Genomic DNA, 25,608 nt, shown 5'->3' with positions numbered 1-25,608 from the left:
CGCTTCCGTTTTGAGAACAACACTGCCCTTCAACCTCATTTCTTCTGGATACTGTCTTCTCAGTTTCTGGAGAGAATTAAACAGCAGGCTGCATAGAACAAGTGTTTTTAAGGTAAGTAGGATAGATTGTTATGAGTAGAAAGAACGTCATTATTATTCTTACTGAGGTAGTTACTTTATCACTACTACTAGTGCTTTGGGAGGTAGAAGTACCTTTTAAGAGACTAGGGTTGGTAGTCATTTTTGTACTACAAGCTATTATCATCTGTCTCTCTTTTAGAAATATAAGTAGCCAGTTTAAGGAGGTTGAAGTTTCTTTAGAAAAGTTGAGTAGTGGCAAATTGGATAAAGCAGTCAGTGCTTCAGGAGATTTGGCGAAAAAGGGCATAAATTATATCAATCAATTGTTTACCCAGATGCAAGAGGCTACTCGGTACATTGAGAAAATAGGAAGCCTGCAGCAGAATACACAAGAAGAAACAGATCTATTGCACTTTAGAAAGGGAGATCAGTTGGGTAAGGCGCTGGTTGATATGAGGGATAAAATGCAAGCTTACCAGGATGAGGAGAAAAGAAGAAACTGGAGTACCGAAGGGCATGCATACTTTGCTGAAATCCTGAGAGAGAATACAGATAATCTGGAAGAATTTAGCAATCAGGTGATCAGACATCTGGTAAAGTATCTGAAATGTAATCAGGGAAGTCTGTTTATTGAGCAGGAAAACCAGGAGGGAGAACCTTATCTGGAGCTTACTGCTTGCTATGCTTACGACAAACAAAAGTATCAGGAAAAGAAAGTTAAGTTGGGACAGGGATTAGTGGGGCAGTGCGCCTTTGAGAAACAAACCATGTGTATCACTGATCTGCCTCAAAACTATGTCCACATCACCTCCGGTTTGGGGGAAGCTACCCCCGCTCACTTAGTCATTGTTCCCCTGAAAGTAAATCAGGAATTCCATGGCGTGATAGAGCTGGCTTCATTTCAGAAGCTTGCCGCTCATGAAATAGCTTTTCTGGAGAAGGTGGCCGAAAGCATCGCATCTACTCTCGGAACAGTAAAGGTAACAATGCAGACACAACACCTGCTTGACAACTCACGAGAGCTGACTGCCGAGCTGCGAGCCCGTGAAGAAGAGATGCGCCATCATCTGGATACGCTTACTACTGCCCAAAAAGAGATGCAGATCAAGCAATCTGAGCTACAGTGGGTATTTCAGGCCATGGATAACAGCCTCCTGACCGCTACACTTGACCTGGATGGCCACTTACTCACAGCTAACAATAAGTTGGTAAACTTGAGTGGCTTTAGTTTAGAAGTGCTGCAGAGAAAAGATCGTAGGTTATTTATACCAGAAAAAGAAGAGTCAAGTTTCTGGCAGGATATACAGCATGGTATAGCCAGATCCGGTGATTTTAAGCTAACCAATCATCAGGGAGAGGAAAAGTGGATCAATGCTTCTTTTACCCCTACACAGGCTGACAAAGGACAGCAGAAAAAAGTATTGATGCTGGGTACAGATATCACGGAGAAAAAGCTGGTACTGGAAAAGCTTTCATTAGTAGCTAATAATACTGATAACTCAGTTATTATTACTGATGGTCAGGGTTGTATAGAATTTGTCAATGAGGGCTTTACTCGTCTGACGGGCTACAGTCAGGAAGAAGTGATCGGAAAGAAACCTGGTCACGTACTGCAGGGCCCTTTAACCAATACAGATACAGTAAATCGTATTCGCGGACAGCTCAGGAAGGGAGTGTCTTTTTACGAGGAAATTTTGAATTACAAAAAAAATGGACAAAGCTACTGGATATCCTTGATGATTAATCCAGTCAGGAATGAAGCAGGGAAAATAGAAAAATATGTCTCTATTCAAACTGATGTCACGGAGATCAAAGAAACTACGCTGGACTATACTGGCAAACTAGAAGCCATTGGGCGGTCCAATGCATTTGTGGAGTTTGATCCTGAAGGTAAAGTGGTAGAGGCTAACTCTATTTATCTCAATGTTACGGGATATAATAATGAAGAATTGCAAGGTAAGACTTACGAATACCTGCTGCCCGAAAGTGAAAAAGGTAAGCCACAGGTACAGATGATGTGGGACAATCTTAAGGCGGGTACATTTTTTTCGGGCGAATTTATTCAGAAAAGTAAAGATGGTAGGAATCTATGGCTGAACGGGACGTTCAACCCCATTTTTGACCTGGAAAATAAGCTACAGAAGATTCTGATGTTTGCCCAGTTCAACACCCATGAGAAAGAAAAATATAATGAGCTCAGTGCAATGCTGGAGGCTCTCAATAGCTCGGTAATGACCTTAGAAATGGATCCCAGCGGAGCTTTGAAGAAAGGTAATGCACTATTCCTCCAGACCTTTGGCTATAAGCGATCAGAGATCTCCAGAAAAAATATCAGCGAAATCACCAAAAACTCGGAAGGTCTTCACGACTTGCTTTTCCAGCTTGGCCAGGAAAACAGACTCAATACTCTACTTACCTTAATCACTCAAGAAGGCGACGAGAAAACATATCAGGCTACCTTTAATGCGATGCGTAATCTGGACCAGCAGGTAAATCGCATTGTAGTAATCCTGATAGAGCATTAATTTCTGTTTCATATTATCAAAGTAGTGTAAATGTATGGCTGCACCCGATATCATTACCGATGAAGAGTTACACTCGCTTACCCAGGCTATTTTGAGGCGCTATGGTATAGATTTTACTTGTTATGAGCCGGTATCGCTTAAGCGAAGGATTATCAGAGCAGTTAGTGTGCTTAAGCTAGGTACAGTGCATAATCTGTGGATCAGATTACTCCGAGACCGTGATTTCATTTATCCTTTCGTAGATGAAGTGGCTGTAGGGCTGACATCTATGTTTCGTGACCCTATCCTTTGGCAAACTTTGAGGAGAGAGGCGCTGTATGCAATTCCTAAAAAAAGGGAAATAAAGGTATGGCATGCAGGTTGCTCCACGGGTGAGGAAGTTTATAGCATGGGCATTGTATTACAGGAAATGGGCATACAGCCTCAAGTGAAGGCCGTAGCTTCCGATATGAGTAATGCGGCAATTAGCAAAGCACAAAAAGGCACTTACCACTCGCTTAAAATCGCAGAATACGAAAAAAACTATAGTGAGTATAATAGGATGGGAGTGTTCAGGAAGTATTTCAGTGCTGTTGATGATCAAGCCAAAATGCATACTAGTTTGATCAAACATGTCAATTTCCGGCAACATAACCTTATCAGTGATGCTATAGAAGATGATTACGATATCATATTCTGCCGCAATGTGATGATCTATTTTGATCAGGTGGCAAAGCTAAAACTGCTTGAACAGTTCTTTAATCATTTGAACCCTGGAGGACTGTTGATTATTGGCTTCTATGATGCTTTAGTTCCTTTGCTGGATAAGAACAAGTTTTTCTACCTTAGTCTGAATGCCAAAATTTTTCAGAAGATGTAAGGCGCTGTTCATCAAACGCCTTACTCTCGTTAAATTTATCTTATATTTTACTTCCTTCTTCAATGCCTAAAGCTTTCTGCTGTTTGGCATAAAGATGCTCTGCCATTAAATCATCGGTGATATGGTAACGCGCTCCTATGTATTTATAAATTTCTCCCTTTTCATTTTTGATAGGTACAATTGTCGCATCTACCCAATAGTGAGTTCCATCTTTTGCCCTGTTCTTAATAATTCCTCTGAATACTTTTCCTCCTTTAATAGTCTGCCAGAATAATTTAAATAAGCCTTTGGGCATTTCAGAGTGACGAAAGATATTATGGCCCTGACCAATTAACTCTACTCGCGAATATTTAGAGACTTCGCACAGCTTATCATTGGCAAAAGTAATAGTGCCGTAAAGATCTGCCTCAGATAAAATGGTTGTTAAGCCAAATACATGCTCTCTGACATACAGTTGTTCATACAATTTTTTGTTCTCATCCGCCTGGCGTTGTGAATGCTCCTGGGTAGCAGCAAGCTCTTCCATATTCTGGCGCATTTCTTCTTCCTGCGCCCTAAGCTCCTCAGATTGTTCCTGCGCCTGCTGTAATAAATGCTGTGTTTGGACTACTATCTTTTGACTGTTGATCTGTCCGGCCAGAATTTCTCCCAGTTTCTCCAGAAAGTGAATTTCATGAGGTGCTAGTTTTTTGAAAGAAGCTAGTTCAAGTAAACCTTGTACAGTATCATTGGCGATCAGAGGTAGAATGAGCAGCGTTTCTGGTGTAGCTTCTCCCAAGCCTGAAGTAATATTTATATAGTTTTGAGGGACTTGCGTGAGGTAAGTGTACTGTCGTTCCAGGAAAGTTTGGCCCACCAGCCCCTGACCGGGAAGGATAATTTGCTCAGTATATTTTTTCCTGCCATAGGCATAGCAGGCTTTCAGTAAAATTTCAGCATTATTTTTTTCACCTTCAACAATGAACAGGTTCCCCTGGTTGGCATTAACGTATTTAACAATAGCCGCTAAAACCCTGTCATATAGCTTATCCTGATCTTCATGATCTCTAATGATTTTGGAGATGGAAGTGATACCTTCATTCGTCCATTGCAGCTTCTTTTCCTCTATCTGTTTAATTCTTAGTTCCTCCGCCTTTTTAATGCTTTCCTCCTGCTCAGATTCTAGCCTTCGCTTTTCATCCTCAGCTATTTTGCGCAAATCATCGCTTTCTTTTTCTGCTTTATTACTGATGGAGAGTAAGCCTAGTACACAACTTATCTGGGTAAAAAGCGCCAGCACGATCGTCGCTGAGTTTAACCAGCCACTTCTTAATATGGTAGAATCATATGTAGAATTGAACCACTGCTTGGTAATAGGAAAAGTAGTAATGATAAGGATGCAGCAGCATAAGGTGAGAAAAATTGCTTTTTTTTCTTTTGGATCATAAACCACTAAGGGAATAAGGGAAAAGCTAAGCTCTAGTAAATATAAGCTGGGTAGAGGGCCATCCTCGGGCCCACTGAGATAAGCATTATAGATAGCACCTAATGTAATGGGGATTAGTGAGATGATAAGTCTTGAATACTTAATGGCTCCCAGATAATTTAAGACGATAGTGCTGGCGCATAATAATCCTCCCCCCAGAGGATACCAGACTAATGATGGAAAATAGATGTGGGTAATGGCTGTGAAAGGAAGTCCAACCATAAGAAACAAGACCAAGGCTACTATGTTTGTGGGTTGAACTCTTTTTGCCAGTTGTTTGGGCAAACCTTCTGTTGAACCAGCATTGATCACATTTGAAAAAAGTGAGCCTAATGAAAATTCTGTTCTATTCATGTTTTTGATCCACATCTATAGTGAGATGCAAAATTTCACATAGACAGCTTAAGAATCCACTTACAATAGATCGGAACATTAAGTTGTAAGTTTTACCTGATAATAAATTGCCAGATAGTAGAATAGTCAAAAAAGTTTGACAAAAAGAAGGATTGATTGTACTTATTTACTCCTTTTAATGCTCTTGCTGAGAGAAAGACGGCTTGTTCACCGGCCTTTATTTGAAATAAAATCTTGCTCTCTCGGAATTATTTGGTTTTAAGCCAATTGCCTACAACTAGCTACCAAAACATCAGATCATATTCAGAAAATACGCTTGTGTTCATTGCGACTTTGTATTTTGCAAGTACCTGAGAAACATACTATTTGCAAAAATCTTAAGCTTACTATTAATGATGCACCGACAACCTGGACTGCCTAATCTTAAGTCTATTGCCAAAATCAAAATCAAGCAAGAACAGTTAAACTTAGGAATAGGTATTGCGTACTTTTTATCTTTAGGAATAATTCAAATCTTAAGCATAATGACCAGAAAAAGAGTAGCAATTGACATGGATGAGGTAATGGCTGACGCATTGGGAAAGCTCGTCCGACTTTATGAAAAACAATATGAGAGTGTAGACCCTGAAAAGCTGCATGGAAAACTCCTAGAGCAGGCTATTAAACCAGAACATTCACACGTAGTGCGAGATTATTTGTTTGAGGAAGACTTCTTCAAAGATCTGGAAGTGATGCCGGATAGCCAGGAAGTAATCAGGGCTATGCATGAGCGGTATGAAATATTTATTGTCTCTGCGGCCATGGAGTTTCCCGATTCACTTTGGCATAAATACAACTGGCTACAGGAGCATTTTCCTTTTCTGCACTGGAAGAATTTTGTGTTCTGTGGAGATAAAAGCATCATTCAGGCAGATTATCTTATTGATGACCATCCTAAAAACCTGCTTACCTTCTCTGGAGAACCTATTATTTTTACTTCTCCTCATAATGTACATGAAACCAGATTTCGCAGGGTAAACAATTGGAAGGAAGTAGGAGATATGTTTCTCTGATAGCTAAGTAAGACTGAAAACTTTTAGATTTTACAACTTCCTTGCGTCTAGCTTGTTGAATGTAGAATGATTATCATTAGTAAGATAAATGTTAATAGATAATCTTTTTAGGCCACTATAACCAAAACTATATTTTTTTAGCTATGCAAAGAACAAGAAATAACTATACAGACACCAGCACTCGCGAAACCCCTGATCTAAATTGGGTAGATAACCTTACCAATCTGATGGATAGCCGCTTTAGGCTACCCGGTACTAACTTCCGCTTTGGGTTAGACCCTATTCTTGGTCTATTGCCCGGCATTGGAGATGCTGCCAGTTTACTTATTTCAGGGAGCTTAATTTTCTATATGTATCGTCATGGGGCCAGCCGAAAAGCTATGATTCTGATGATCGGCAATGTGCTTATAGATGCAATTATAGGTAGCATTCCGATATTGGGTAACATTTTTGACTTTGCTTATAAGGCCAATGAACGCAATATCCGCATCATGAAGCGGCATTATCAGGAAGGGCGCTATCAGGGAAAGGGTACTGGTGTTTTGGTTGCCATAGGATTGGGACTCTTAGCCATAATAGCTTTGATCCTTTGGGGTACCTGGGAACTTGTGTCCTGGTTATTTGCAGTGCTTCAGACAGGTTTATAAGCTCGTAAGCCTGCTTATAAAACAAGTCCATCTTCTCAGTGTTATTTAAGTAGATACAAACTTTTTGAACTGACAAACAATAGAAGATATGAGTAGAATTAAAGAAGTAAGCAAGCATAATGAAGTTTCGCAGGCATTGAAGAAAATCACCTACGGTTTTTATATTGTTACCTCCAGAAAAGATAGTGAAGAAATGTCAACGCGTGAGAAAGACTATATCGCCGCTGCTACAGTAAGTTGGGTTAGCCAAGGGTCTTTTGATCCTCCATTAGTAACAGTAGCAGTAAAGAAACAGTCAGATCTGCATGAGACCATAGAAAAAAGCAGGATTTTTGCCGTAAATATCGTAGGAAAGGATCATAAAGATATGTTATCATCTTTTGCTAAGGATAGCTCAGTAGAAGGAAACAAGCTCAATGGCTTTTCTTTTTCTTCAGGTAAAACCGGTGCTCCTATTTTAGATGAGGTGCCCGCTTATTTTGAATGTGAATTACGGGAGGATGTTACCATCGGCGACCACAGCATTTTTGTTGGAGAAGTTGTAAACGGTGATACGCGCGATGCCGAATCAGTTCCGCTGGTAGAGTGGGATACTGGTATGCATTACGGTGGTTAAAACAATAACATGTAATACGCTAATGAAAAAGGGGCTTTTGCCCCTTTTTTGTTTTTGTGAATTGAGCTTTACGAAGTTTACTCTTGTCTGAGCTGTCCGACGCTATTGCTAGGAATGTTCTGAATGTTCTTGGCCTCAGGAGATACCTTTTTTTCAGTCTCAGTATCTAATTTCTCTATTTTTTGCAGCGGTTGAATGTTTTCTATCACTTCAGCCTGCTCTTTTGCCTCTTCTTCTTTGTCAACGGCAGCGCTTTCAGCGGGTTTCTCTTCTCCTTTAGAAGCATCTTCCTTTTTGGCAATTTCTGTTACTTCGGCCAGTGTATTTTCAGGAGTAGCTATTTTTTCCTCAGCTTTCTTGGTTGTTGTTTCTTTAGCCTCTTCTTGAGGTTTTGTCGCTACAGGCTTAGGCTGAGCAGGAGCAGGTTTGCTAACTTTCTTTTTTGGTAAAACTTCAGGTATCTCTTCTTCCTCTTGCATCTCTACTTCATCCTGTATCTCATCGGTCTTTTTCTCTTTCAAGATAGGTGTACTTGCTTTTGGCTTTTGAGTTTTCTTTGGGTTGGCGCCGAGCTTCGGGAGTTCAGTTTCTGCCTTATCAGCTTTTGAGATCAGGTTAAAGTCTTTTTCAACCATGGTATTCAGTGCAAAAAAAGAAAAAACGAATAAAGCAGCTACCGCAGCAGCAGCTCTGATCAGCTTGATACGTCCGTAGGTAAATCCACGTTTGCGTGGTTTTACATCGTTAGTGAGCTTGCCCTTCAGCTTATTCATATGAGCTTTGTAATGCTCCGGCTCTTCATTTTCAACGTATTCTACAATAATTCCAGAACAATGTGAACAGTGCTTAAGGTGTAATTCTACCTCTTGCTGCTCAGCTTGAGAGAGCGCATTCTCTAGGTATTTGCGCATCTTGGATCTGGAGAGATGTAAACTAAACTCTGTGGTTTTGCATTCCTTGCTCATCTTTATATCAATTTTTCTGTGAAAACTTTTTTGCATTGACACCTTGCCATGACTTCATGACATAAGATTCAATTTTTGTACCTCCTACAGAAAACATTATGAGATGGAGCAATTTATTGAGGAATACTATTGTAATAAAAGAGGATAATAGACAATAAAATCTATAAAAAGTTAAATAAAAATAAGGTAAAGTTTAATTAAATGGATGAGGAAGGGAAATGGCATGCTCATTTAAGATTGCTAACAAAGCTCCCAATTATATTTATTGGGAGGATAGATGCGCCTTAAAGATTTAATGGAGGGCATAAGGATAATTTGGAGACAATTTTTGCAGGCCTTTAGTACTGCTGTAAGGTAAGCAGTCAATACTTTATAAAAAAAGCCCACCCTAATGTGGGCTTAATCTTCTATAAAATTGAATAAACTAATTTAGTTCTTGTCAAAAAACTCGTGATTCAGCAAACGACTGAGTGTATCTACATGATCTTCAGGCTTGACCTGTTGAATATCAGACTCAATAAGATGGTCGTGCCCCAGTATCATTGCCCGCTGGATTTCATCAGGATTTTCGGGACGGCTATAGTATAAGGCTACGTATTCGTCGTCACTAATGCCATATTCATTAAGTATCTCTTTGATCTTGTCCTCAACCCCCGCCTGATTACGAGATGATAAGGCCAAATACCTGATTTCTTCAGTATTTTCTTCGTGATAACGGGGAAAGTTATCTTTCACTTTCTTCTCAAAAGACTCCTGATCCTGGTCTTCGTTAAAATGAGATATTATTATATAGTTAGTCATAAAAATTATAGTTAATGAAAAAATAGTCTTACAAAAAATGAACTGATGAAAGACGGAAAAGTTATAAGAATTACTCTTCGTAGATCATCTTAACTGTCATACCTCCATCAATAATTATATTTTGTCCAGTCATAAAAGTAGACTCACCCGAACATAAGAATACTGCGGCCCTGCCAATATCTTCGGGAGTGCCTACCCTACCTACCAAATGCTGTTTTTTGTCAACCTCCCGGTGAGTCACCTCTTCTCTTGCCGAAGCTTTTTTCCAGTCACGAACTTCTATCCAGCCAGGGCTGATGGCATTTACTCTCACATGAGGGGCCAGACTGTTGGCAAGAGCATGGGTAAGGGCCACAATACCTCCTTTGCTGGCAGCATAAGCTTCAGAGTCTGGTTCAGACATAAGTGCACGGGTAGAAGCGATATTGACGATAGCACCTTTACCAGATTTTTTTAAGTAGGGCGCAGTGTACTTTGTAAAGATGAAAGCACTCCTGAGATTGATAGAGAGTACTTCATCAAACTCTTCTACCTTGAGTTCACTCATGGGCTTAAAACGCGAGACACCTGCATTATTGACCAGAAAATCTATTCTCCCTTCCTGCTCAACTACCTTTTGAATAAACGTTTGTATAGAATCTTCCTGAGCCACATCACAGGAGATAAAGGTAGCTTTACTGCCTTTATCGTTTAACCATTTTTGTGTTTCAAGTCCGGCCTCCTTATCTTTTTCGGCAATGATGACATGCGCCTCGTGATGAGAGAAAGCCTGGGCAATCGCTTTTCCAATCCCTTGTCCGGCACCGGTCACAATAACTACTTTGTTTGCAAATGAATTCATGAGTAGCTAACTATGAGAGGCAGGCTGTGGTTTGGAAAAATAACCAAAGCATAAAAAAAGTCAGAAGGTTCAAAGCAGCCGGAATTATCCGGGCTAAGCCTTCTGACTGAATGATTCAAAGGTGTGGAATGGAGCTAATGTAGCTGCATCGCTGGCTTTTTCTTTTTACGAAGTTCTCTTTCTACTTCATCAAACAGACGAATGGATTCTTCCCAGCCACGAGCATAGCTCATATTGACCATAAGTAAGTAATTGCGTACTGTAGTGAATCTCTTCATAATTAAAGGTTAAGTTGAGTTGATGATCTAAAATCTTAATCCTACGTGAAATCCGGGCCACATTTGTACGTTGGTACCACTATAAGTTCTGTCAAAAACAGTCCAGGGTGCCAAATCAGTACCTATGCTTCCGTCAGTGCTATTCCGTCTTTGTGATACCATCACGTTGAATGTGGGTGCCACAAAAATTCCAAAATGCTCGGAGAACTGATGGTTATATCCGATTCTTAGGGTATTGAGCAAGTTAAGTTCTGAGTTTTCAAAAATTCGTTCTCCATCTTCTTCTACCTGAAAACTCATCAGGTCTATATTAATATAATCTTGTGAAGAGAGATTGACCTGAGTACCTACACCATAACCGAAACCCCATCTGAAGTTTTCAGCAGCAAACTGTGAGCCGAAAGCGAAGATGTTATAAAATTTTTCTACGCCTATCTTGAAGCCGACATTAGCATGCAGTGTCTCACTTCCCCAGAATTCCAGACGACGGTAACCATTCTTCCTGACTATGCTTAAAAAACCTATGGGTACACCATCCACACTGTCTGCTACGTTGAATACGCCCAGCTGAGCGCCTTTTACATTACGGGCAAGGTTGATGAAGCCCGAACCCTGAAAACCCTGTACATCGCCTGAGGCGACATTCATAAAACCGGCAAGCTGCACATTGACATCATGGCTGTAATTAATAAAACCACTAAGCTGCCCTCCGCTCATGTCACCTGATGCAAAATTACCAAAGCCAGCGGCTTGTAAGGCCTGGGCATCATCAGTCACTACATTCATAAAACCGGCAAGCTGCGCTCCTTTGGTGTATCCGGTAGTCATATTCATAAATCCTGCTCCCTGTATACCTTCTACCTCACCTGCTGCCATATTGATGAAACCAGCAAACTGTCCGCCTTTCATATTACCTCCATTGACATTGGTAAAACCAGCGAACTGCGCTCCGTCTACATTATTTTTTACTACGTTGAAGAAACCTGCAAACTGAGCCCCTTTTACAAAATCATTTTCAATATTGCCAAAGCCGGAAAACTCTACGCCATCAAGACCAGCAGCATAACCTACCAGTAAGTTGAGCGAGAATTCATTTACGTACTTGCCGGCCTGTGTTCCATTTGTGCTCAAAGGATATATAAGTCCGAACTGAAAGCTTTTTCGCTCATAGTCATCTTCGTCTTCACCTGGCATTTTCTGGAAAAGCTTTTTGAGCCCTATTCCTATCTTCTCAAAGCTTTTTCCCAAATTTGTTTTCTCTTCTTTCTTATTAGTCGGAATAGTAGGTCTGTTATTTTGTGCGTTGTCAGAATTTTCTAATGAATTTTCAGGAATCTTATGTGATTCTTCTATGCTTAGCTCAGCTTCTTCAGAGGGGACACTGCTGATCATTTGCGGCTGTTTGCTGATAGACACAGAAGCGGTTTTGTCAGCTGTCTCTGCTAAGCTATCGGATTTTTCATCTTCAGCAGCATAGCGATCACCACTCGGTGCAGGAGGAGTAGCTTTGGCATGGATGCTTTCCTGAGCGCTTACTTTAGTCTTCTGTTTCTCCTCTGGCCTGCTCTCTTTTTTTACCTTTTCTAAGTTTTTCTTCAGGATTACCTGTCCACTTACTACCTGATAAGAGATCATAGTTTCTTCAAATATCTCATCCAGCGCCAGGTAAAGAGGTTGGTTTTCTAAGTTGACCGTGACCTTTACGTCTGGAATCTCATTATTCAGGTAAGAAAAGCGAATCTCATATTCCTGCTGTATGTCCTGTAGTATTTCTGTAATGGCAGCATCACGATAGCTGAGACTTACCTTTTGGTTAAGGATATTGTCCTGATGCATAGGGTAAATTGCCAGGCAAAGCCAGGCCATATGAATAATCGTAGCCAATTTCATGTCTTTGTAAATTAAATGTTATCACTTTATTGGCAACCTTGACCGGATATCATGTACGTTGAGCCTTGTTGATCAAATGACAGGTTTCCGGTGACAGATAGCACATGCAGTACATCCTGCAATTGTTCTCCATCAAAAGTTGCCGTATATCGGCAGTTGGCCAGATCGGGATTATTCAATTGTATATCGGCGTGGTAAACATCTTTTAGTACATCAATTACCTCTTGCAGGCTGGTATTCTGAAACTGTATCCGCTGATTTTGCCATGCTCTGAAGTTTGGGTTTTCAATAGGCTCTTTATTTTTTACTGCCTGCTTTTCACCCTCCAGTACAGCTTCATAGCCTGGCTCAAGGAATACAGCATTGTCATCATCAGCCGGTGAGAAAGCTACCTTGCCGCTCACTACCTGTACTTTCACAGGAGTATCCGGGTAAGCTTGAAGATTGAAGGAGGTACCAATGACTTCAGTTTTGGCGCCTTCGCTGAAGATGGTAAACCTTCTTCCTTCTGCTTCTTTGACCTCAAAGAAGGCTTCTCCACTCAGGTGCACTACACGATGCTCAACATTGAAGTCTGCTGCATATCGCAGCTGGCTGTTCTCATTGAGCCATACCTGGCTGCTATCCGGTAGCAGTAGCATTGTACGCTCGTCATTTCCGGTACTTAGGGTAAACATTTCAGGTGCACTTGAGATATTCCACCACCAGATTCCGGCAGATAAGAGTAGTACAACAGAAGCAGCAATAGCCGCAAGGCGCTGATAGCCAAAGTGGATTACTTTTGATGAAGGTTTTTCTTTCACTTCTTTTCTTTGGTAATCCTCCAGTTCGCTTTCTGTGCGAAACTTAAACCTTTGCCAGCCTTTATCTACCTCCGGATGATAGTCATCAGCGGGCCGTGGAGTATGTTCCCACATTTGCAGCACCTGGTCAAAAGTAGTCTGGTTCTCAGGTTTACTCTCTTTCCAGGAATGTAATTTTTGTTTTTCCTTTTCAGAAAGCTCATCATTGAGATATTTTCCAATGAGCGACCAGATTTCTTCTTGAGCTTGTCCCATAAATCTATCCAACTATCATTAATACAGGTGAGCTTTCATTTACCCTACCTTGGTTTGAAAAAAAATTATGCTGAATGATTGATAAAACTTTGCAGATGTTCCCGCATCAACTTAAGCGCTTTGCCCATGTGTTTTTCTACTGCCTTGACAGATATACTCAGCTGATCTGCGATTTCGGCATAGCTCAACTCTTCATAACGACTAAGGGCGAAAACAGTACGGCACTTGGGAGGCAAGGCTTGTACAGCATGGTCAATACGCTTACTTACTTCCTGATAGCGGAGCTCATCTTCAGTATTGTTACTACTGAAACGCAGGTCATCAGAGCTATCTTCAGTCATGTGGGTGCTTCTGCGATTTTTCTCCAGATAATTGAGAGCAGTGTTCACAGATGAACGAAAGAGGTAAGACTTAATAGACTGCCTTAGGTCTAGCTGGTCCTTTCTGCGCCATATTTTCATAAAAACATCCTGCACAATATCTTCTGTCGCTTCGGTATCGTGGGTAATATTGTATACTGTTTTGCAGAGAGGAGCATAGAAGCTACGAAAAATATGCTCCATAAACTTTTCTTCATCCTCTTCTTTAAGTCTGATCAGGAAAGTGTTGTCCTGTCCGTCCTGTGAAGGATAATAAGGCTTGGGTTTGAATTTGCTGTAGGAAGCTGTATATGCGCCCAGACGGCGGTAAAGAGATAAAAGTCCTAGTGCAATGGTTGGCTGATGGATTAACATGAGTATTGCCAGTCAGAATATTGGTAGATCAAGTTAGCAAGTTTATCGCCACAATACCAATATATGTGCCACCTTGATAAAGGAGTGTGTAGACAAGAAAAACAGGCTTTTGAGAATAAAAAAATGTTCAAAAGCGAGCAAAAATGTTCATTTTCGGACAAAAAAAAAGGGTAGCCAGCGAAATGCAGCTACCCGACAATAATGCTTGAGAAGAAAATTTACTTTCTTCTTCCTCTTCTTCCTTTAGGTTCTTCTTCCTCTTCCTCTTCTTCTACGTCGGCAAGGATACGTCCGGAATATTCGTCAAAGATAATACGTCTTTTTTCTTTAATTTCTACCAGGCGCTGAGGCGGGATGATGATGTTACAACCTTCTGCGGCTCCTCTTTTTACCTTCACAACGGCCAATCCGTTAGAGAGGCTGTTTCTTAGCTTTTCGTAATAACGATAAAGCTTTTCGTCAATATTAAGAATATCATTCACTACTGATTCTCTCTCTTTGGCGAGCTTGTCCTCATCTTCCTGACTCTCAGCAATGATCTTTTCCAGTTCCTGACGCTTGGTTTCAAGGTCCTTGGTACGATGGTCAATCAACTCTTTAGTAGTGTTGATTTCTTCTTTCTTGGCTTCAATTTTAGCGTAGCCTTCTTTGATGCGTTTTTCAGAAATCTGGATTTCCAGGTTTTGAAGCTCTATCTCTTTGGTGATGGCGTCGTACTCACGGTTATTACGGACATTCATCTGCTGCTCCTCATACTTTCTGATGAGCTCTTCAGCCTTCTTGATAGCAGCCCGGTTAGACTCTATCTCCTGCTCCATATTCTCTACATCACTCTCAAACTTGTCAAGGCGGGTCTGATAACCAGCAAGCTCATCTTCCAAATCACTGACCTCTTCAGGCAAAGCACCGCGAATCTTCTTGATATCGTCCAGTTCCAGGTCTATGTTTTGTAATTTCAGAAGGATGTCTAGCTTGTCTGCTACCGTCTTGGGTTGCGCTGTTGAACTTTCCATATTACTTGTAGTAAAATATTGGGTTTGTATTGGTCTTAGCCAAATGAACTGCGAAATTAACAAATTTCCGCGACAATAATTCCATAATTAGCTCTTTTGTGTAAACTTCGCTTTCGTAATGGCCAATATCGGCAATCATGAGGTGATCTTCGGCATCAAAAAACTCATGATATTTAAAATCAGCAGTTACAAAGGCGTCAGCCTGCTGGCGAATAGCCTGGGGAAGCAGAAAGCTGCCAGCTCCGCCACAGACCGCTACCCGCTCAATTTTGCGTGCTGGCGCCTGGGTATATCGAATACACTGGAGTTGCATACTTTGTTTGAGGTGATCCAGAAAAGCTTCCGCCGACATAGCTTCGGGGAGCTTGCCCATCATCCCTGAGCCGACTTCCTGATTTTCGTTCTCCAATGCATGTAAATAGTATGCTACTTCTTCGTAAGGGTGAGCTTGCTGCATGGCACTTAGCACTTTACCAGCCAGAGGTGCAGGAAATATCACCTCTACCCGCTTTTCTTTTACCATTTCCAGTTTTCCACGTTCTCCGATAGTAGGATTTGCCTGCTCATTGGGCTGAAAAGTGCCAGTACCCTCCACCTGAAAGCTGCAATTGGTATAATTACCAATATGCCCGGCTCCTGCTGCGCTCAAAGCATTCAGGAGGCTTTCGCTATCTTCGGCAGGCACGAAAACTGTCAGTTTGTTAAGCAGCTGTTTTTTAGGCAGTAAAGTTTGGGTGTGCTGCAGGCCTATTTTCTCACATATTTTTTTGTTGACCCCCTGGCTCACATTATCCAGATTGGTGTGAATGGCATAGATCGCAATATCATTTTTAATGGCTTTGATCACTGTTCTCTCTACATAATTACGTCCGGTAAGGCTTTTTAATCCTTTGAAGACGATAGGGTGATGCGCTATGATAAGGTTACAGTCTTTTTCTATGGCTTCGTCTATGATAGCTTCGGTGGCATCCAGGCTGATCATTACTCCCCGAATTGTATCATTTTTGTTGCCAGTAATCAATCCGGCATTATCATAGCTTTCCTGATAAGCCCGTGGTGCTATGCTTTCCAGGTGAGCAATTGCTTCTTTAATCTTGGTCATAGCTTAGTAAGTGTTTGATAGGAAATAGGTTTTACGTTATTTCGCAATAATTTTTGCAAAAGATATATAGAATTTGTCGCAAAGAAACAACAGCGGTTTGAGTTCCTTGTTACGTCCCCTTCGCTGGGGGCTGGCACCTTTGGCCGGGCTTTACTGGGCAGCAACTGCTTTACGCAATCATTTATTCAATATTGGCTATACGCCTTCGCTAAGCTTTGAACCGCTGATCATCAGTGTGGGTAACCTTAGTGTGGGAGGCACCGGCAAGTCGCCGATGATTGAGTACCTGGTAAGAATGCTGAGCAAAGAGTATGATTTAGCCATATTGAGCAGGGGGTACCGTCGTAAGACCAGCGGTATACGTTTGGCCGGAGAGCATGACACTGCTGAAACCCTGGGTGATGAACCTTTTCAGTTTTACCGAAAATTTGCCAAAGCAAATCAATCTGGCAAAAAGGTAGTGGTAGCAGTGGGAGAAGAGCGGGCGCTGGCGATTCCTGAGATTCTGCATCATCATCCGGAGGTAAAACTCATTCTGCTGGATGATGCTTTTCAGCATCGTAAAGTAAAAGCAGATATCCAGGTATTATTGACTACCTATCAGCGTCCATTTTATCAGGATCATATATTACCTTTGGGGCTGCTGAGAGAGAGCAGAAAAGGAGCGCAGCGGGCGGATATGGTGGTGGTGACCAAGTGTCCGGAGAATTTGGGAGAGGTAGAACGGCAAAAGGTTGCAGAGAAAATAAGCGTTTACGCAGGCAAGGAGGTTCCGGTGTTTTTCTCCACCATCAGCTATCAGGAGCCGGAACCGGTATTTGAAGCAGAAAAAAACCTTCGGGAGCCTCTGTTATTGTTTTCAGGCATTGCTAATGCTGATCTCTTTGATCGCTATGCCCGACAGCAATTTAATGTAGGTGAGCATATAAGATGGGAAGACCATCACCGTTATAGTGAGTCAGACGTGAAAAAAGTGCAGGATACGATGAGAAGTAAGGGAGCAAACAGCGCGCTCACTACCGAAAAGGATATGGTAAAACTTCTGGAGCCCGCTCTCAGTCCATTATGGAAGGCTATTCCGCTTCACTATCTGCCGATAAAACTTTCATTTTTGGAAGATGAAAGCACTTTTCAGCAATATATCATCCATAAATTACGATCAGTAGAAAAAGAATAACCATACTATTTTGAATAATAAGTTTGCTACCTTCCAACTTTTTTTAGTCGTCATGCTGATGCTCTCCGACTTTGCATATGCGCAGAGAGTGGTTATTCCCGGGGATACAGCTACCAGTAGCCGTCAGAATAAAGAAGACTCGGTACAGTACGGTCCTAACACTACCAGCTACATCTATGAAGATGCCTTCAGGTACAATCAGGTAGCGTATGATACTTTAGATACTTTGATTGAGTTTGCCCATCGCTACGACCGGGTGGAAGCTGTAGGTAGCAAGCGTCAGTATCTGGGTACGCTGGGTACCGCCAATAAGTCTATATTTCCGCAAATTCCCAAAGTGAGTGGTGCTACTTCCGGTCTCTATGCTTACGATATATATGTGAATAATCCTGAAGATGTCAGGTACTATAATACCCGTTCACCTTACTCTCAACTCTATCTTACATTTGGAGGGAATAATCGTAGTATTGTAGATGTTGATTTTGCCAGAAATATAACTCCCAATTGGAGTGTAGGAGCAGCAGTAAGGACCATAACCGCAGATAAGCAAAGTGCAAGAAGTAGCCGGGGAGATAGGCGATCGGAGTCCTATTTCATAGAATTTTTCACTTTTTTTCGTTCCAAGAACGAACGCTATCACCTAATGGCGCACTATGGCAGGCTGAACCACCAGGTAAACGAAACGGGCGGTATCGTGGGTGATGCTTTTGATGATGATTTATTTGAAGAATTCTTTCGGTACAATAATTCTGAGATTTACCTTACCAGTTTTGTAAACAGAGAGTTTAGGCTCAATTATCACATATATCATGAGTATAAGCTGAACGATCGCTTACAATTGTATCATGAGTTTGATCGTCGTCATCAGAACACCTTCTTTTTTTATGAGCCCGGTGCAGGAGGGATTGATACTACGGGATATTTTACAAGAACATACTTAAATGATGAAAGAACTGCTGACCGAGTTTACTATGATGAACTGGATACTGAAGTAGGACTCAAAGGGGACCTGGGCCCCTTATTCTATAGCGTTCACTACCGGCTGCGTCGTCCGCAGATAGACTATGTTTTTGCAGCAGATACTTCTAACCTGGAACTCTACGGTGGCTTTGACCTGCGGCTTGAGTTAGGAGAGAAAACATTTCTGCGTGGTGGTGCTGATTACCAATCTACTCAAAACTACCGGGTGGAGGCAGAATTTAACAACCCCATCCTCAAAGGTAGCTATACACGCTCGCGTAATTTGCCTTCTTATCTTGCTTTGCGCTATCTGGGCAACCACAATGCCTGGGAAAATGACTTTGAACCGGTGGGAATGGACCAGATTACCGGCTCTATTGAGTACCAGTTTCCTTACATCTACCTGCGTCCTTTCGTTAGCCTTACAAATGTAAACAGGCCCATTTATTACAGGCGAGCTACTCCGGTACGCAATGATACACTTTTTGTAAGCAGGCAGGCAGTTCCTACTCAGGCAGATGGGGCTGCTCAGATTCTTTCTCCGGGTCTGGAATTCTCCTTTGACTTTCTGAAAAAGATGCATTTCCAGGGAGAGGTAATTTATACCCTTACCACCGGCAGGGCTACCGAAGCCTTCGCCATACCTTCACTGTATACTAATGGTAGCCTGTACTATCAGAATAAATTTATAGACGATAAAATTACCTTGCAGGTAGGGATTGATTTTCAGGCCCTGCCTTCATATCTGTCTTATGATTATGATGTGGCTACTCAGCAGTTCTTCATCCAGCAGCAGTTGTATGGTACCGATGAACAGTTGTTAGACAATTTTGACACGCCCCTCCCTAGTGAAATTGGGTATGTTGTGTTTGATGCTTTTCTTAACCTGAAGGTACGTACTGCAATTGTATATGTAAAAATGCCCTACCTCAATCAGGGAATGATAGAGAATGGTTATTTTACCACCCCTTTCTACGTAGGGCAGCCTAGGGTGCTGGATTTGGGTATCAAGTGGCAGTTCTTTGATTAATGCACTTTTAAGCGTAAGCACTTGTTTACACTAGATGTATCCTTGTATCTTGGCTGCGCGAATAAAGCCTGACAAAAGCATGATAGAACCTAAACAGACGATTCTGAGATTACAACTGCCCACTGATCCGCGTTGGGTAACTCTGGTAGATGAAAACCTGGAAGAGATTCTGATAGACCATGCCTACTGCGAGCAGAAAGCTGCTTCATCATGTATCTCATTGATTATCCAATTTCCAGATAGAGACAAGCTTGTAGAAGTGCTGACACCAATTGTGGCTGAAGAATGGGAACACTTTAGCCGAGTAGTAGAGCAGCTCCGGAAGCGAGGCCTTAAGCTGGGAAAAAAACGTACCGACGCTTATGTGGTGGAGTTGGGTAAACAGGAACGAAAAGGAGGACGCATAGAACGACAGCTGATGGACAAGCTGCTAATCAATGCCCTGATAGAAGCTCGTAGTTGCGAACGTTTTAAAATTCTATGGAAGAACCTGCAGGATGAGGAGCTTAAGCAATTTTATTACGAACTTATGGCTTCCGAAGCAGGCCACTATGTAACTTTTGTTAAACTGGCCAAGGAGTATATGCCAGAGGATGTAGTAAAGGCGCGCTGGCAGGAGTTATTGAAAATAGAAGCGGATATTATCAGTCGTATGGAGGTAAGAGCTGACAGAATGCATTAGATGTATTATAAAAGCTGCTTTTTACTTCCTGATGGTCAATTTTTTAGCCATTTTGAACGTTTGTTTTTTGTATAGCTTTTCCACTAACACAGGTGATTAAAACAGTATTTCTCATCATGCTTACCGTCCTATTGGCGGCTCAAAGCCTCATAGCACAGCAGGAGGTCACGCTGTACTATGACAGTGAGAAGACTGTCCCTAAAGAACGCTTTTCAGTAAGCCCTACTGATCAAAACATACTGGATGGCCCATACACCGCTTTTTTTACCAATGGGGCTGTACGTATCAAGGGTAGCTATGAAGAGAATGTGGCCAGTGGATTTTGGGAGTACTTTTATGAAAATGGCCATCCCAAAATGCGGGGAAAGCTAAAAGACAATATCAACCACGGCTTCTGGGAATACTTTTATGAAAACGGCAACCCCCAAATGAAAGGGGCGGTGTACGACAGCATACGGCAGGGACCGTGGGAGTTTTTTTATGAAAATGGTAATATCAAGAGCAGCGGTACTTTCGAAGATAATGAAAAAGCAGACAAATGGCTCTATTATTATGAAGAAGGGCCTTTGAAGTCAGAAGAAGTATATCATGGTGATACTTTACAATATACAGAGTATTATGCCAGCGGCGATATCAAACTAGAAGGTGTCAAAGCAAATGGGGAGAATTCCGGACTGTGGGTGTCTTACTATGAGAGTGGTACTGTACGTTCGGAAGGCAGGTATAAGGAAGGAAGGCGGCATGGCCCCTGGAAGTTTTACCATGAGAATGGTAAACTTTCATCAGTAGGTGATTTTTTGGATGGTTCTACTGTAGGGAAATGGACATACTACTATGAAAATGGAAATATAAGTGCTGAGGGCGCTGAAAAAGATGGTGCCAAAGAAGGCTACTGGAAGCTCTACCATAGCGATGGAGATTTTAAAGGAGAAGCTATTTTCAACAAAGGAGAAGGTACCTATCGTGAGTTTTATGAAGATGGTAGTCCCAAAGTAAAAGGTTACATAGAAAACGGACTTAATCAGGGTAAGTGGGAATATTACTATGAAGATGGAAGCATAGAAGGAGAATGTATCTTTGTAAATGGCAAAGGAGCTTATACCGGTTATTATCGTGATGGCAGCCTGAAAATGAAAGGCACAGTTGAACAGGGCGAACGTACTGGGGTTTGGGAGCTCTATAAGCCCAGTGGAGAACTGGCAGGCTATTACGAGAGCGTATACGAAGATAACAAGCAGGCATTCCGGGCTTTGCGTAGTGTGGAAGCCAAAAATGAAAAACAGGAAAAAGACGGACTTTCACTCAATCCGGATTATTTGTACCGTAAGAAGAAGCCTCGTTATTTCAACCCAAGAGTTAACGAACTGCGGGCAGTAATTGTAGGCATCAATCCTTTGGGGCTGGTACTACAGCGTCTGCCTCTTAGCATAGAGTATTATATGCAGGAGCGTTTGGGTTATGAAGTAGAGATTGGTATAGAAAGAAACCCTTTCTTCTACTCCGGTAAAAACATGGATGCTGGTACAGTTTATCAAAGAGGAGGCTTTGTCGCCATCAAGCAGAAGTTTTATCATCCCGACACACGCTCTGGTATTTTATATTTTGGGCACCGACTGGGCTTTGACTATCTCTACCATATGGCCAATATAGAAGATGCAAGTTCACCTGAGCCTAATGTAGAACTGATTGCAAAAGAACAAAAAGCCACATACTCTCTTATTGTGGGTACGCGGCTTATGAAAGATGCCGAAATGATCAATACCAGGCTCAATAAAGAGAAGCGCTCCCATAGCCTTACTTTTGACCTCTCAGCAGGTTTGGGAATAGGTTACCGTTTCTTCCATAAAGATTATCATAACAATGGAAAGTTTGACGAGATGCTGAAAGAAGTAAGGCAGGCTAAAGTGTTGTTTCCCATCTATCTGGGGGCTACCATTGGTTATGTATTCTGATTTTTTTAAGCAGATTATACATTAGTCTATTTTTTTATCATTTATCCGAAGAAAAAATTTTATGACAGATAGTAAAAAAACAGTAGTAGTGGGTGCCAGTCCTAACCCTTCGCGTTATGCCTATCGGGCGGCCCATATGTTAAGTCGTTTTGGGCATGAGTTTATCCCCTTAAGTATCAAGCGAGGTAGTGTGGCCGGAGAAGAGATCATGGACCTGAGGGAAAAGCCCGTCATTTCTGAAATAGATACCCTCACCCTCTACATTGGTCCTCAGCATCATGAGGAGTGGATGGATTATTGGCTGAGCCTTTCCCCTAAGCGTATTATTTTTAATCCCGGAACGGAAAACCCTGAATTTATGGAAAAAGCCAAAGCACAGGGGATAGAGGTGGTAAGTGGCTGCACATTGGTAATGCTTCAGACAGGCATTTATTAAGCTTTTGCTTTCTATTGATAAACAGTAAGTTATGAATAACCCACTATTGGTGTAAATTTTATGTTATTGCCCCAGGCTATTGCATAAAAAAGCATGCAAAAGCCGTTAAAAAATTGTATTTTTGCACATTAAGGACTTACAAACATATGGACGAACTGAAGGATTCTAATATCAAAACTGACTCATTAGCTAAAACGCGAAAAGGTGAATATTCTGCTAACAATATTCAAGTGCTGGAAGGCCTGGAGGCTGTTAGGAAAAGACCTGCGATGTACATCGGAGATGTCAATGTCAAAGGTCTGCACCATATGGTGTATGAGGTGGTGGATAATTCCATTGATGAGGCCCTAGCCGGCTACTGTGACAAAATAGATGTCACCATAAATGAAGACAATTCTATCTCTGTAACAGATAACGGAAGGGGGATCCCGACTGATATTCATACCAAAGAGAAGCGTTCGGCACTGGAAGTTGTCATGACAGTATTGCATGCCGGAGGAAAATTTGATAAAGATACTTACAAAGTTTCCGGAGGATTGCATGGTGTGGGTGTTTCCTGCGTAAATGCACTATCTGAAAACCTCAAAGCTACCGTACACCGCAATGGTAAAGTATTTGAGCAGGAATATAGCCGAGGGGTTCCTCTTTACCCTGTTCGGGAGGTCGGTACCACTGATATTACAGGTACAATCGTACACTTTAAGCCTGATGCTGAAATTTTTCAGGTAAGGGAATACAAGTACGATACCATTGCTTCCCGCCTGCGCGAGCTGGCTTTTCTGAATGCCGGAATCCGTATCGGGTTGACAGACCTGCGTGATCTGGATGATGATGGAAAGCCTGCTTATGAAGAATTTCATTTTGAAGGTGGCCTGGTAGAGTTTGTCAGCTATCTGGATAATAATCGCGAAAAGCTCATTTCTGAGCCTATCTACATTGACAGTGAAAAGGGTGATGTACCTGTGCAGGTAGCCATGACTTACAACACTTCTTATACTGAAAATGTGGTCTCCTATGTCAACAATATCAATACCATTGAAGGAGGAACGCACGTTTCTGGTTTTCGTAGAGCACTTACACGTACCCTCAAATCTTACGCTGACCGTTCCGGTTTGCTGGACAAAGTAAAAATTGATATCAGTGGAGATGATTTCCGTGAAGGTTTGACAGCTGTAATCTCAGTAAAAGTAGCGGAGCCTCAGTTTGAAGGACAGACCAAAACCAAGTTGGGTAACTCTGATGTGATGGGAGCAGTAGAAACCTGTCTGGGAGAAGCCTTATATACTTTCCTGGAAGAGCATCCTAAAGAAGCCAGGGCTATCATCAATAAAGTAATTTTGGCCGCTCAGGCGCGCCATGCGGCACGTAAGGCTCGCGAGATGGTACAGCGCAAAAATGTACTCACCGGAACAGGCCTTCCCGGTAAGCTTGCCGACTGCTCCGATACGGATCCTAGCTACTGCGAACTTTACCTGGTAGAGGGTGACTCTGCCGGAGGTAGCGCCAAACAGGGACGTGACCGTAAATTTCAAGCCATCCTGCCACTGAGAGGTAAAATCCTTAATGTAGAAAAAGCTCAGGAGCACAAAATTTACGACAACGAGGAAATCAAGAATATACTTACTGCCTTAGGCGTGAGCTTTGGCACTGAAGATGATGACAAAGCCCTGAATACTGTAAAGCTACGTTACCACAAAATTGTGATCATGACTGACGCCGATGTGGACGGTAGCCATATTCGTACGCTTATCCTTACCTTCTTCTTCCGTTACATGAGAGAGCTGATTGAAAGTGGCTATGTGTATATCGCATTACCGCCGCTTTATCTGATTAAGAAGGGTAAGGAAGAGCATTACTGCTGGACAGAGGCAGAACGTGAAAGAATAGTGAAAGAACTGGCAGGTGACGGAAAAATAGAGAATGTTGGGGTACAGCGTTACAAAGGTTTGGGAGAAATGAACCCCGAGCAGCTTTGGGAGACTACCATGAATCCTGAGTCACGTAGCCTTAAGCAGGTGACAATTGATTCAGCTGCTGAAGCAGATCATCTATTCTCCATGCTCATGGGTGATGATGTTGCCCCTCGTCGTGAGTTTATTGAAAAAAATGCTAAATATGCTAACGTAGATATTTAATAGTAACAAGATATGGAGGCCATACAGACTATTCCTAAGATATTAATCTATGAAATGGTAAATGATAAGCCTGTCTATTATAAAAATTATCGTGATTATCTTGATGGGAAAAAGCAACTGGAAGAAATAATGGGCAGCAGCTACCTACAGTCAGATATCATAAGTATGGTTTTTTATTTCTTGATGTCCTCTGTAGGCAAAAAATACAAAGTGCTTACCAACGAATTAGGATTACAACTAGAAAGAGGAACTACCAGGTCAGCCGATATAGCAATTATCTCAAAAGCCAAGCTCAAAAGCGCTGATATTAAAGATAAAAGGAAGTATATAACAATTCCACCAGAAGTAGTGATAGAAGTAGATGTGAAAGCTGATCTTGAAGAAAACCAGCAGGAATTTAGTTACATCAATACAAAAACAGAACAGTTGTTTAAGTTTGGTGTAGCAAAAGTAATATGGATACTGTCTGGATCAGAAAAAATTATTGTAGCGGAACCTGGAGTAAACTGGGAAATAGTTTCTTGGAACAAAGATATATGTATCATAGATAGTTTAATGCTTAATCTACAAAATCTCTTAGAGGAAAAGTGAAGGTGTAAAGTGAGTTTCAGTCTTACTGCATCCACTTTGGTAATGGCCTTAATTCATAAATCAGAATAGAATAAAAAGTCAGAGCGTTATTTATAAATTATTACAAATTGCGCTTAGAAATATAAACTTCTACTTTGATTGCGAAGTATTATTTAAAAACCGTCTGGAAGTTTATTGACTTCTAAATACTGCTAATAAAAAGGAAAATTTTTTTCTTTTGCAGTGTAGTTTCAATACATTCTGGACGGTTTTTTTATGCAGTTTTATCTTTGCATTGTATTACCCATTTTAGAGCATGTTTAAATTTTGAAAAGAGCAGGTCAGGACGTAAACTTTGGGTCAACCAAAACTCAAAAGTTTATGC

Annotated in this window: 22 protein-coding genes; 12 read left to right on the top strand and 10 right to left on the bottom strand. The window is 41.6% G+C overall.

Annotated features, from left to right (window positions below; all coding sequences use genetic code 11):
- Nucleotides 1-131 precede the first annotated feature (131 nt).
- Nucleotides 132-2,606 carry a PAS domain S-box protein gene (locus tag WJR50_RS32255; protein WP_341297466.1) on the top strand — a complete coding sequence of 825 codons (2,475 nt, stop codon included), beginning with the start codon at nt 132-134 and terminating at the stop codon, nt 2,604-2,606.
- Between the two features lie 34 nt (nt 2,607-2,640).
- Entirely contained in the window at nt 2,641-3,465 is an 825-nt protein-coding gene (locus WJR50_RS32250; protein ID WP_341297465.1) for a CheR family methyltransferase, read from the top strand.
- A 40-nt stretch (nt 3,466-3,505) separates the two neighbouring features.
- On the opposite strand, the gene WJR50_RS32245 is transcribed toward WJR50_RS32250, so the two are convergent.
- Nucleotides 3,506-5,284, bottom strand: a complete 1,779-nt coding sequence (locus WJR50_RS32245; protein WP_341297464.1) for a GAF and PAS domain-containing protein — start codon at nt 5,282-5,284, stop codon at nt 3,506-3,508.
- Between the two features lie 524 nt (nt 5,285-5,808).
- Between WJR50_RS32245 and WJR50_RS32240 the strand changes: the two genes are divergently transcribed.
- From WJR50_RS32240 to WJR50_RS32230, 3 genes are all read left to right on the top strand, one after another.
- Nucleotides 5,809-6,336 carry a 5' nucleotidase, NT5C type gene (locus WJR50_RS32240; RefSeq protein WP_341297463.1) on the top strand — a complete coding sequence of 176 codons (528 nt, stop codon included), beginning with the start codon at nt 5,809-5,811 and terminating at the stop codon, nt 6,334-6,336.
- A gap of 143 nt (nt 6,337-6,479) precedes the next feature.
- Nucleotides 6,480-6,983 carry a DUF4112 domain-containing protein gene (locus WJR50_RS32235; protein WP_341297462.1) on the top strand — a complete coding sequence of 168 codons (504 nt, stop codon included), beginning with the start codon at nt 6,480-6,482 and terminating at the stop codon, nt 6,981-6,983.
- Nucleotides 6,984-7,071: 88 nt separating this feature from the next.
- Complete coding sequence (locus tag WJR50_RS32230) at nt 7,072-7,599, top strand: flavin reductase family protein (protein ID WP_341297461.1); 528 nt, start codon at nt 7,072-7,074, stop codon at nt 7,597-7,599.
- Nucleotides 7,600-7,676: 77 nt separating this feature from the next.
- On the opposite strand, the gene WJR50_RS32225 is transcribed toward WJR50_RS32230, so the two are convergent.
- The 9 genes from WJR50_RS32225 to WJR50_RS32185 all read right to left on the bottom strand — a co-directional run bounded on the left by WJR50_RS32225 (nt 7,677) and on the right by WJR50_RS32185 (nt 16,281).
- Nucleotides 7,677-8,564, bottom strand: coding sequence for a zf-HC2 domain-containing protein (locus WJR50_RS32225; protein ID WP_341297460.1), 888 nt, complete (start codon nt 8,562-8,564; stop codon nt 7,677-7,679).
- 429 nt (nt 8,565-8,993) lie between these two features.
- Nucleotides 8,994-9,365 carry a hypothetical protein gene (locus WJR50_RS32220; protein WP_341297459.1) on the bottom strand — a complete coding sequence of 124 codons (372 nt, stop codon included), beginning with the start codon at nt 9,363-9,365 and terminating at the stop codon, nt 8,994-8,996.
- 70 nt (nt 9,366-9,435) lie between these two features.
- A complete protein-coding gene (locus WJR50_RS32215; RefSeq protein WP_341297458.1) occupies nt 9,436-10,206 on the bottom strand; it encodes an SDR family NAD(P)-dependent oxidoreductase in 771 nt (256 codons plus the stop codon).
- Nucleotides 10,207-10,340: 134 nt separating this feature from the next.
- The gene (locus WJR50_RS32210) at nt 10,341-10,484 is read right to left on the bottom strand and encodes a hypothetical protein (RefSeq protein ID WP_341297457.1); all 144 of its coding nucleotides are present in this window, start codon (nt 10,482-10,484) and stop codon (nt 10,341-10,343) included.
- 27 nt (nt 10,485-10,511) lie between these two features.
- The gene (locus WJR50_RS32205) at nt 10,512-12,374 is read right to left on the bottom strand and encodes a FecR domain-containing protein (RefSeq protein ID WP_341297456.1); all 1,863 of its coding nucleotides are present in this window, start codon (nt 12,372-12,374) and stop codon (nt 10,512-10,514) included.
- A 26-nt stretch (nt 12,375-12,400) separates the two neighbouring features.
- The gene (locus WJR50_RS32200; RefSeq protein WP_341297455.1) at nt 12,401-13,432 is read right to left on the bottom strand and encodes a FecR family protein; all 1,032 of its coding nucleotides are present in this window, start codon (nt 13,430-13,432) and stop codon (nt 12,401-12,403) included.
- A gap of 65 nt (nt 13,433-13,497) precedes the next feature.
- Nucleotides 13,498-14,166 carry an RNA polymerase sigma factor gene (locus WJR50_RS32195; RefSeq protein WP_341297454.1) on the bottom strand — a complete coding sequence of 223 codons (669 nt, stop codon included), beginning with the start codon at nt 14,164-14,166 and terminating at the stop codon, nt 13,498-13,500.
- 218 nt (nt 14,167-14,384) lie between these two features.
- Nucleotides 14,385-15,179 (bottom strand): zinc ribbon domain-containing protein, encoded by a 795-nt coding sequence (locus WJR50_RS32190; protein WP_341297453.1) that lies wholly within the window; start codon nt 15,177-15,179, stop codon nt 14,385-14,387.
- A 1-nt stretch (nt 15,180) separates the two neighbouring features.
- Entirely contained in the window at nt 15,181-16,281 is a 1,101-nt protein-coding gene (locus WJR50_RS32185) for a Nif3-like dinuclear metal center hexameric protein (protein WP_341297452.1), read from the bottom strand.
- A 97-nt stretch (nt 16,282-16,378) separates the two neighbouring features.
- Between WJR50_RS32185 and lpxK the strand changes: the two genes are divergently transcribed.
- From lpxK to WJR50_RS32150, 7 genes are all read left to right on the top strand, one after another.
- Entirely contained in the window at nt 16,379-17,458 is a 1,080-nt protein-coding gene (lpxK, locus tag WJR50_RS32180; RefSeq protein WP_341297451.1) for a tetraacyldisaccharide 4'-kinase, read from the top strand.
- Between the two features lie 10 nt (nt 17,459-17,468).
- Nucleotides 17,469-19,448 carry a putative porin gene (locus tag WJR50_RS32175; RefSeq protein WP_341297450.1) on the top strand — a complete coding sequence of 660 codons (1,980 nt, stop codon included), beginning with the start codon at nt 17,469-17,471 and terminating at the stop codon, nt 19,446-19,448.
- A 79-nt stretch (nt 19,449-19,527) separates the two neighbouring features.
- The gene (locus WJR50_RS32170; protein ID WP_341297449.1) at nt 19,528-20,130 is read left to right on the top strand and encodes a MiaE family protein; all 603 of its coding nucleotides are present in this window, start codon (nt 19,528-19,530) and stop codon (nt 20,128-20,130) included.
- Nucleotides 20,131-20,246: 116 nt separating this feature from the next.
- Complete coding sequence (locus WJR50_RS32165) at nt 20,247-22,082, top strand: toxin-antitoxin system YwqK family antitoxin (RefSeq protein ID WP_341297448.1); 1,836 nt, start codon at nt 20,247-20,249, stop codon at nt 22,080-22,082.
- Nucleotides 22,083-22,143: 61 nt separating this feature from the next.
- Entirely contained in the window at nt 22,144-22,518 is a 375-nt protein-coding gene (locus WJR50_RS32160; protein ID WP_341297447.1) for a CoA-binding protein, read from the top strand.
- A 146-nt stretch (nt 22,519-22,664) separates the two neighbouring features.
- Nucleotides 22,665-24,653 carry a DNA topoisomerase (ATP-hydrolyzing) subunit B gene (gyrB, locus tag WJR50_RS32155; protein ID WP_341297446.1) on the top strand — a complete coding sequence of 663 codons (1,989 nt, stop codon included), beginning with the start codon at nt 22,665-22,667 and terminating at the stop codon, nt 24,651-24,653.
- 54 nt (nt 24,654-24,707) lie between these two features.
- The gene (locus WJR50_RS32150; RefSeq protein WP_341297445.1) at nt 24,708-25,244 is read left to right on the top strand and encodes a PDDEXK family nuclease; all 537 of its coding nucleotides are present in this window, start codon (nt 24,708-24,710) and stop codon (nt 25,242-25,244) included.
- The last annotated feature ends 364 nt before the right edge of the window (nt 25,245-25,608 follow it).

Origin of the sequence: Catalinimonas locisalis (genome assembly GCF_038039535.1) — a bacterium.
Lineage (GTDB): Bacteria > Bacteroidota > Bacteroidia > Cytophagales > Cyclobacteriaceae > Catalinimonas.
The sequence above is the reverse complement of the archived record's forward strand: the minus strand, read 5'-3'. Positions and strand labels throughout refer to the sequence as shown.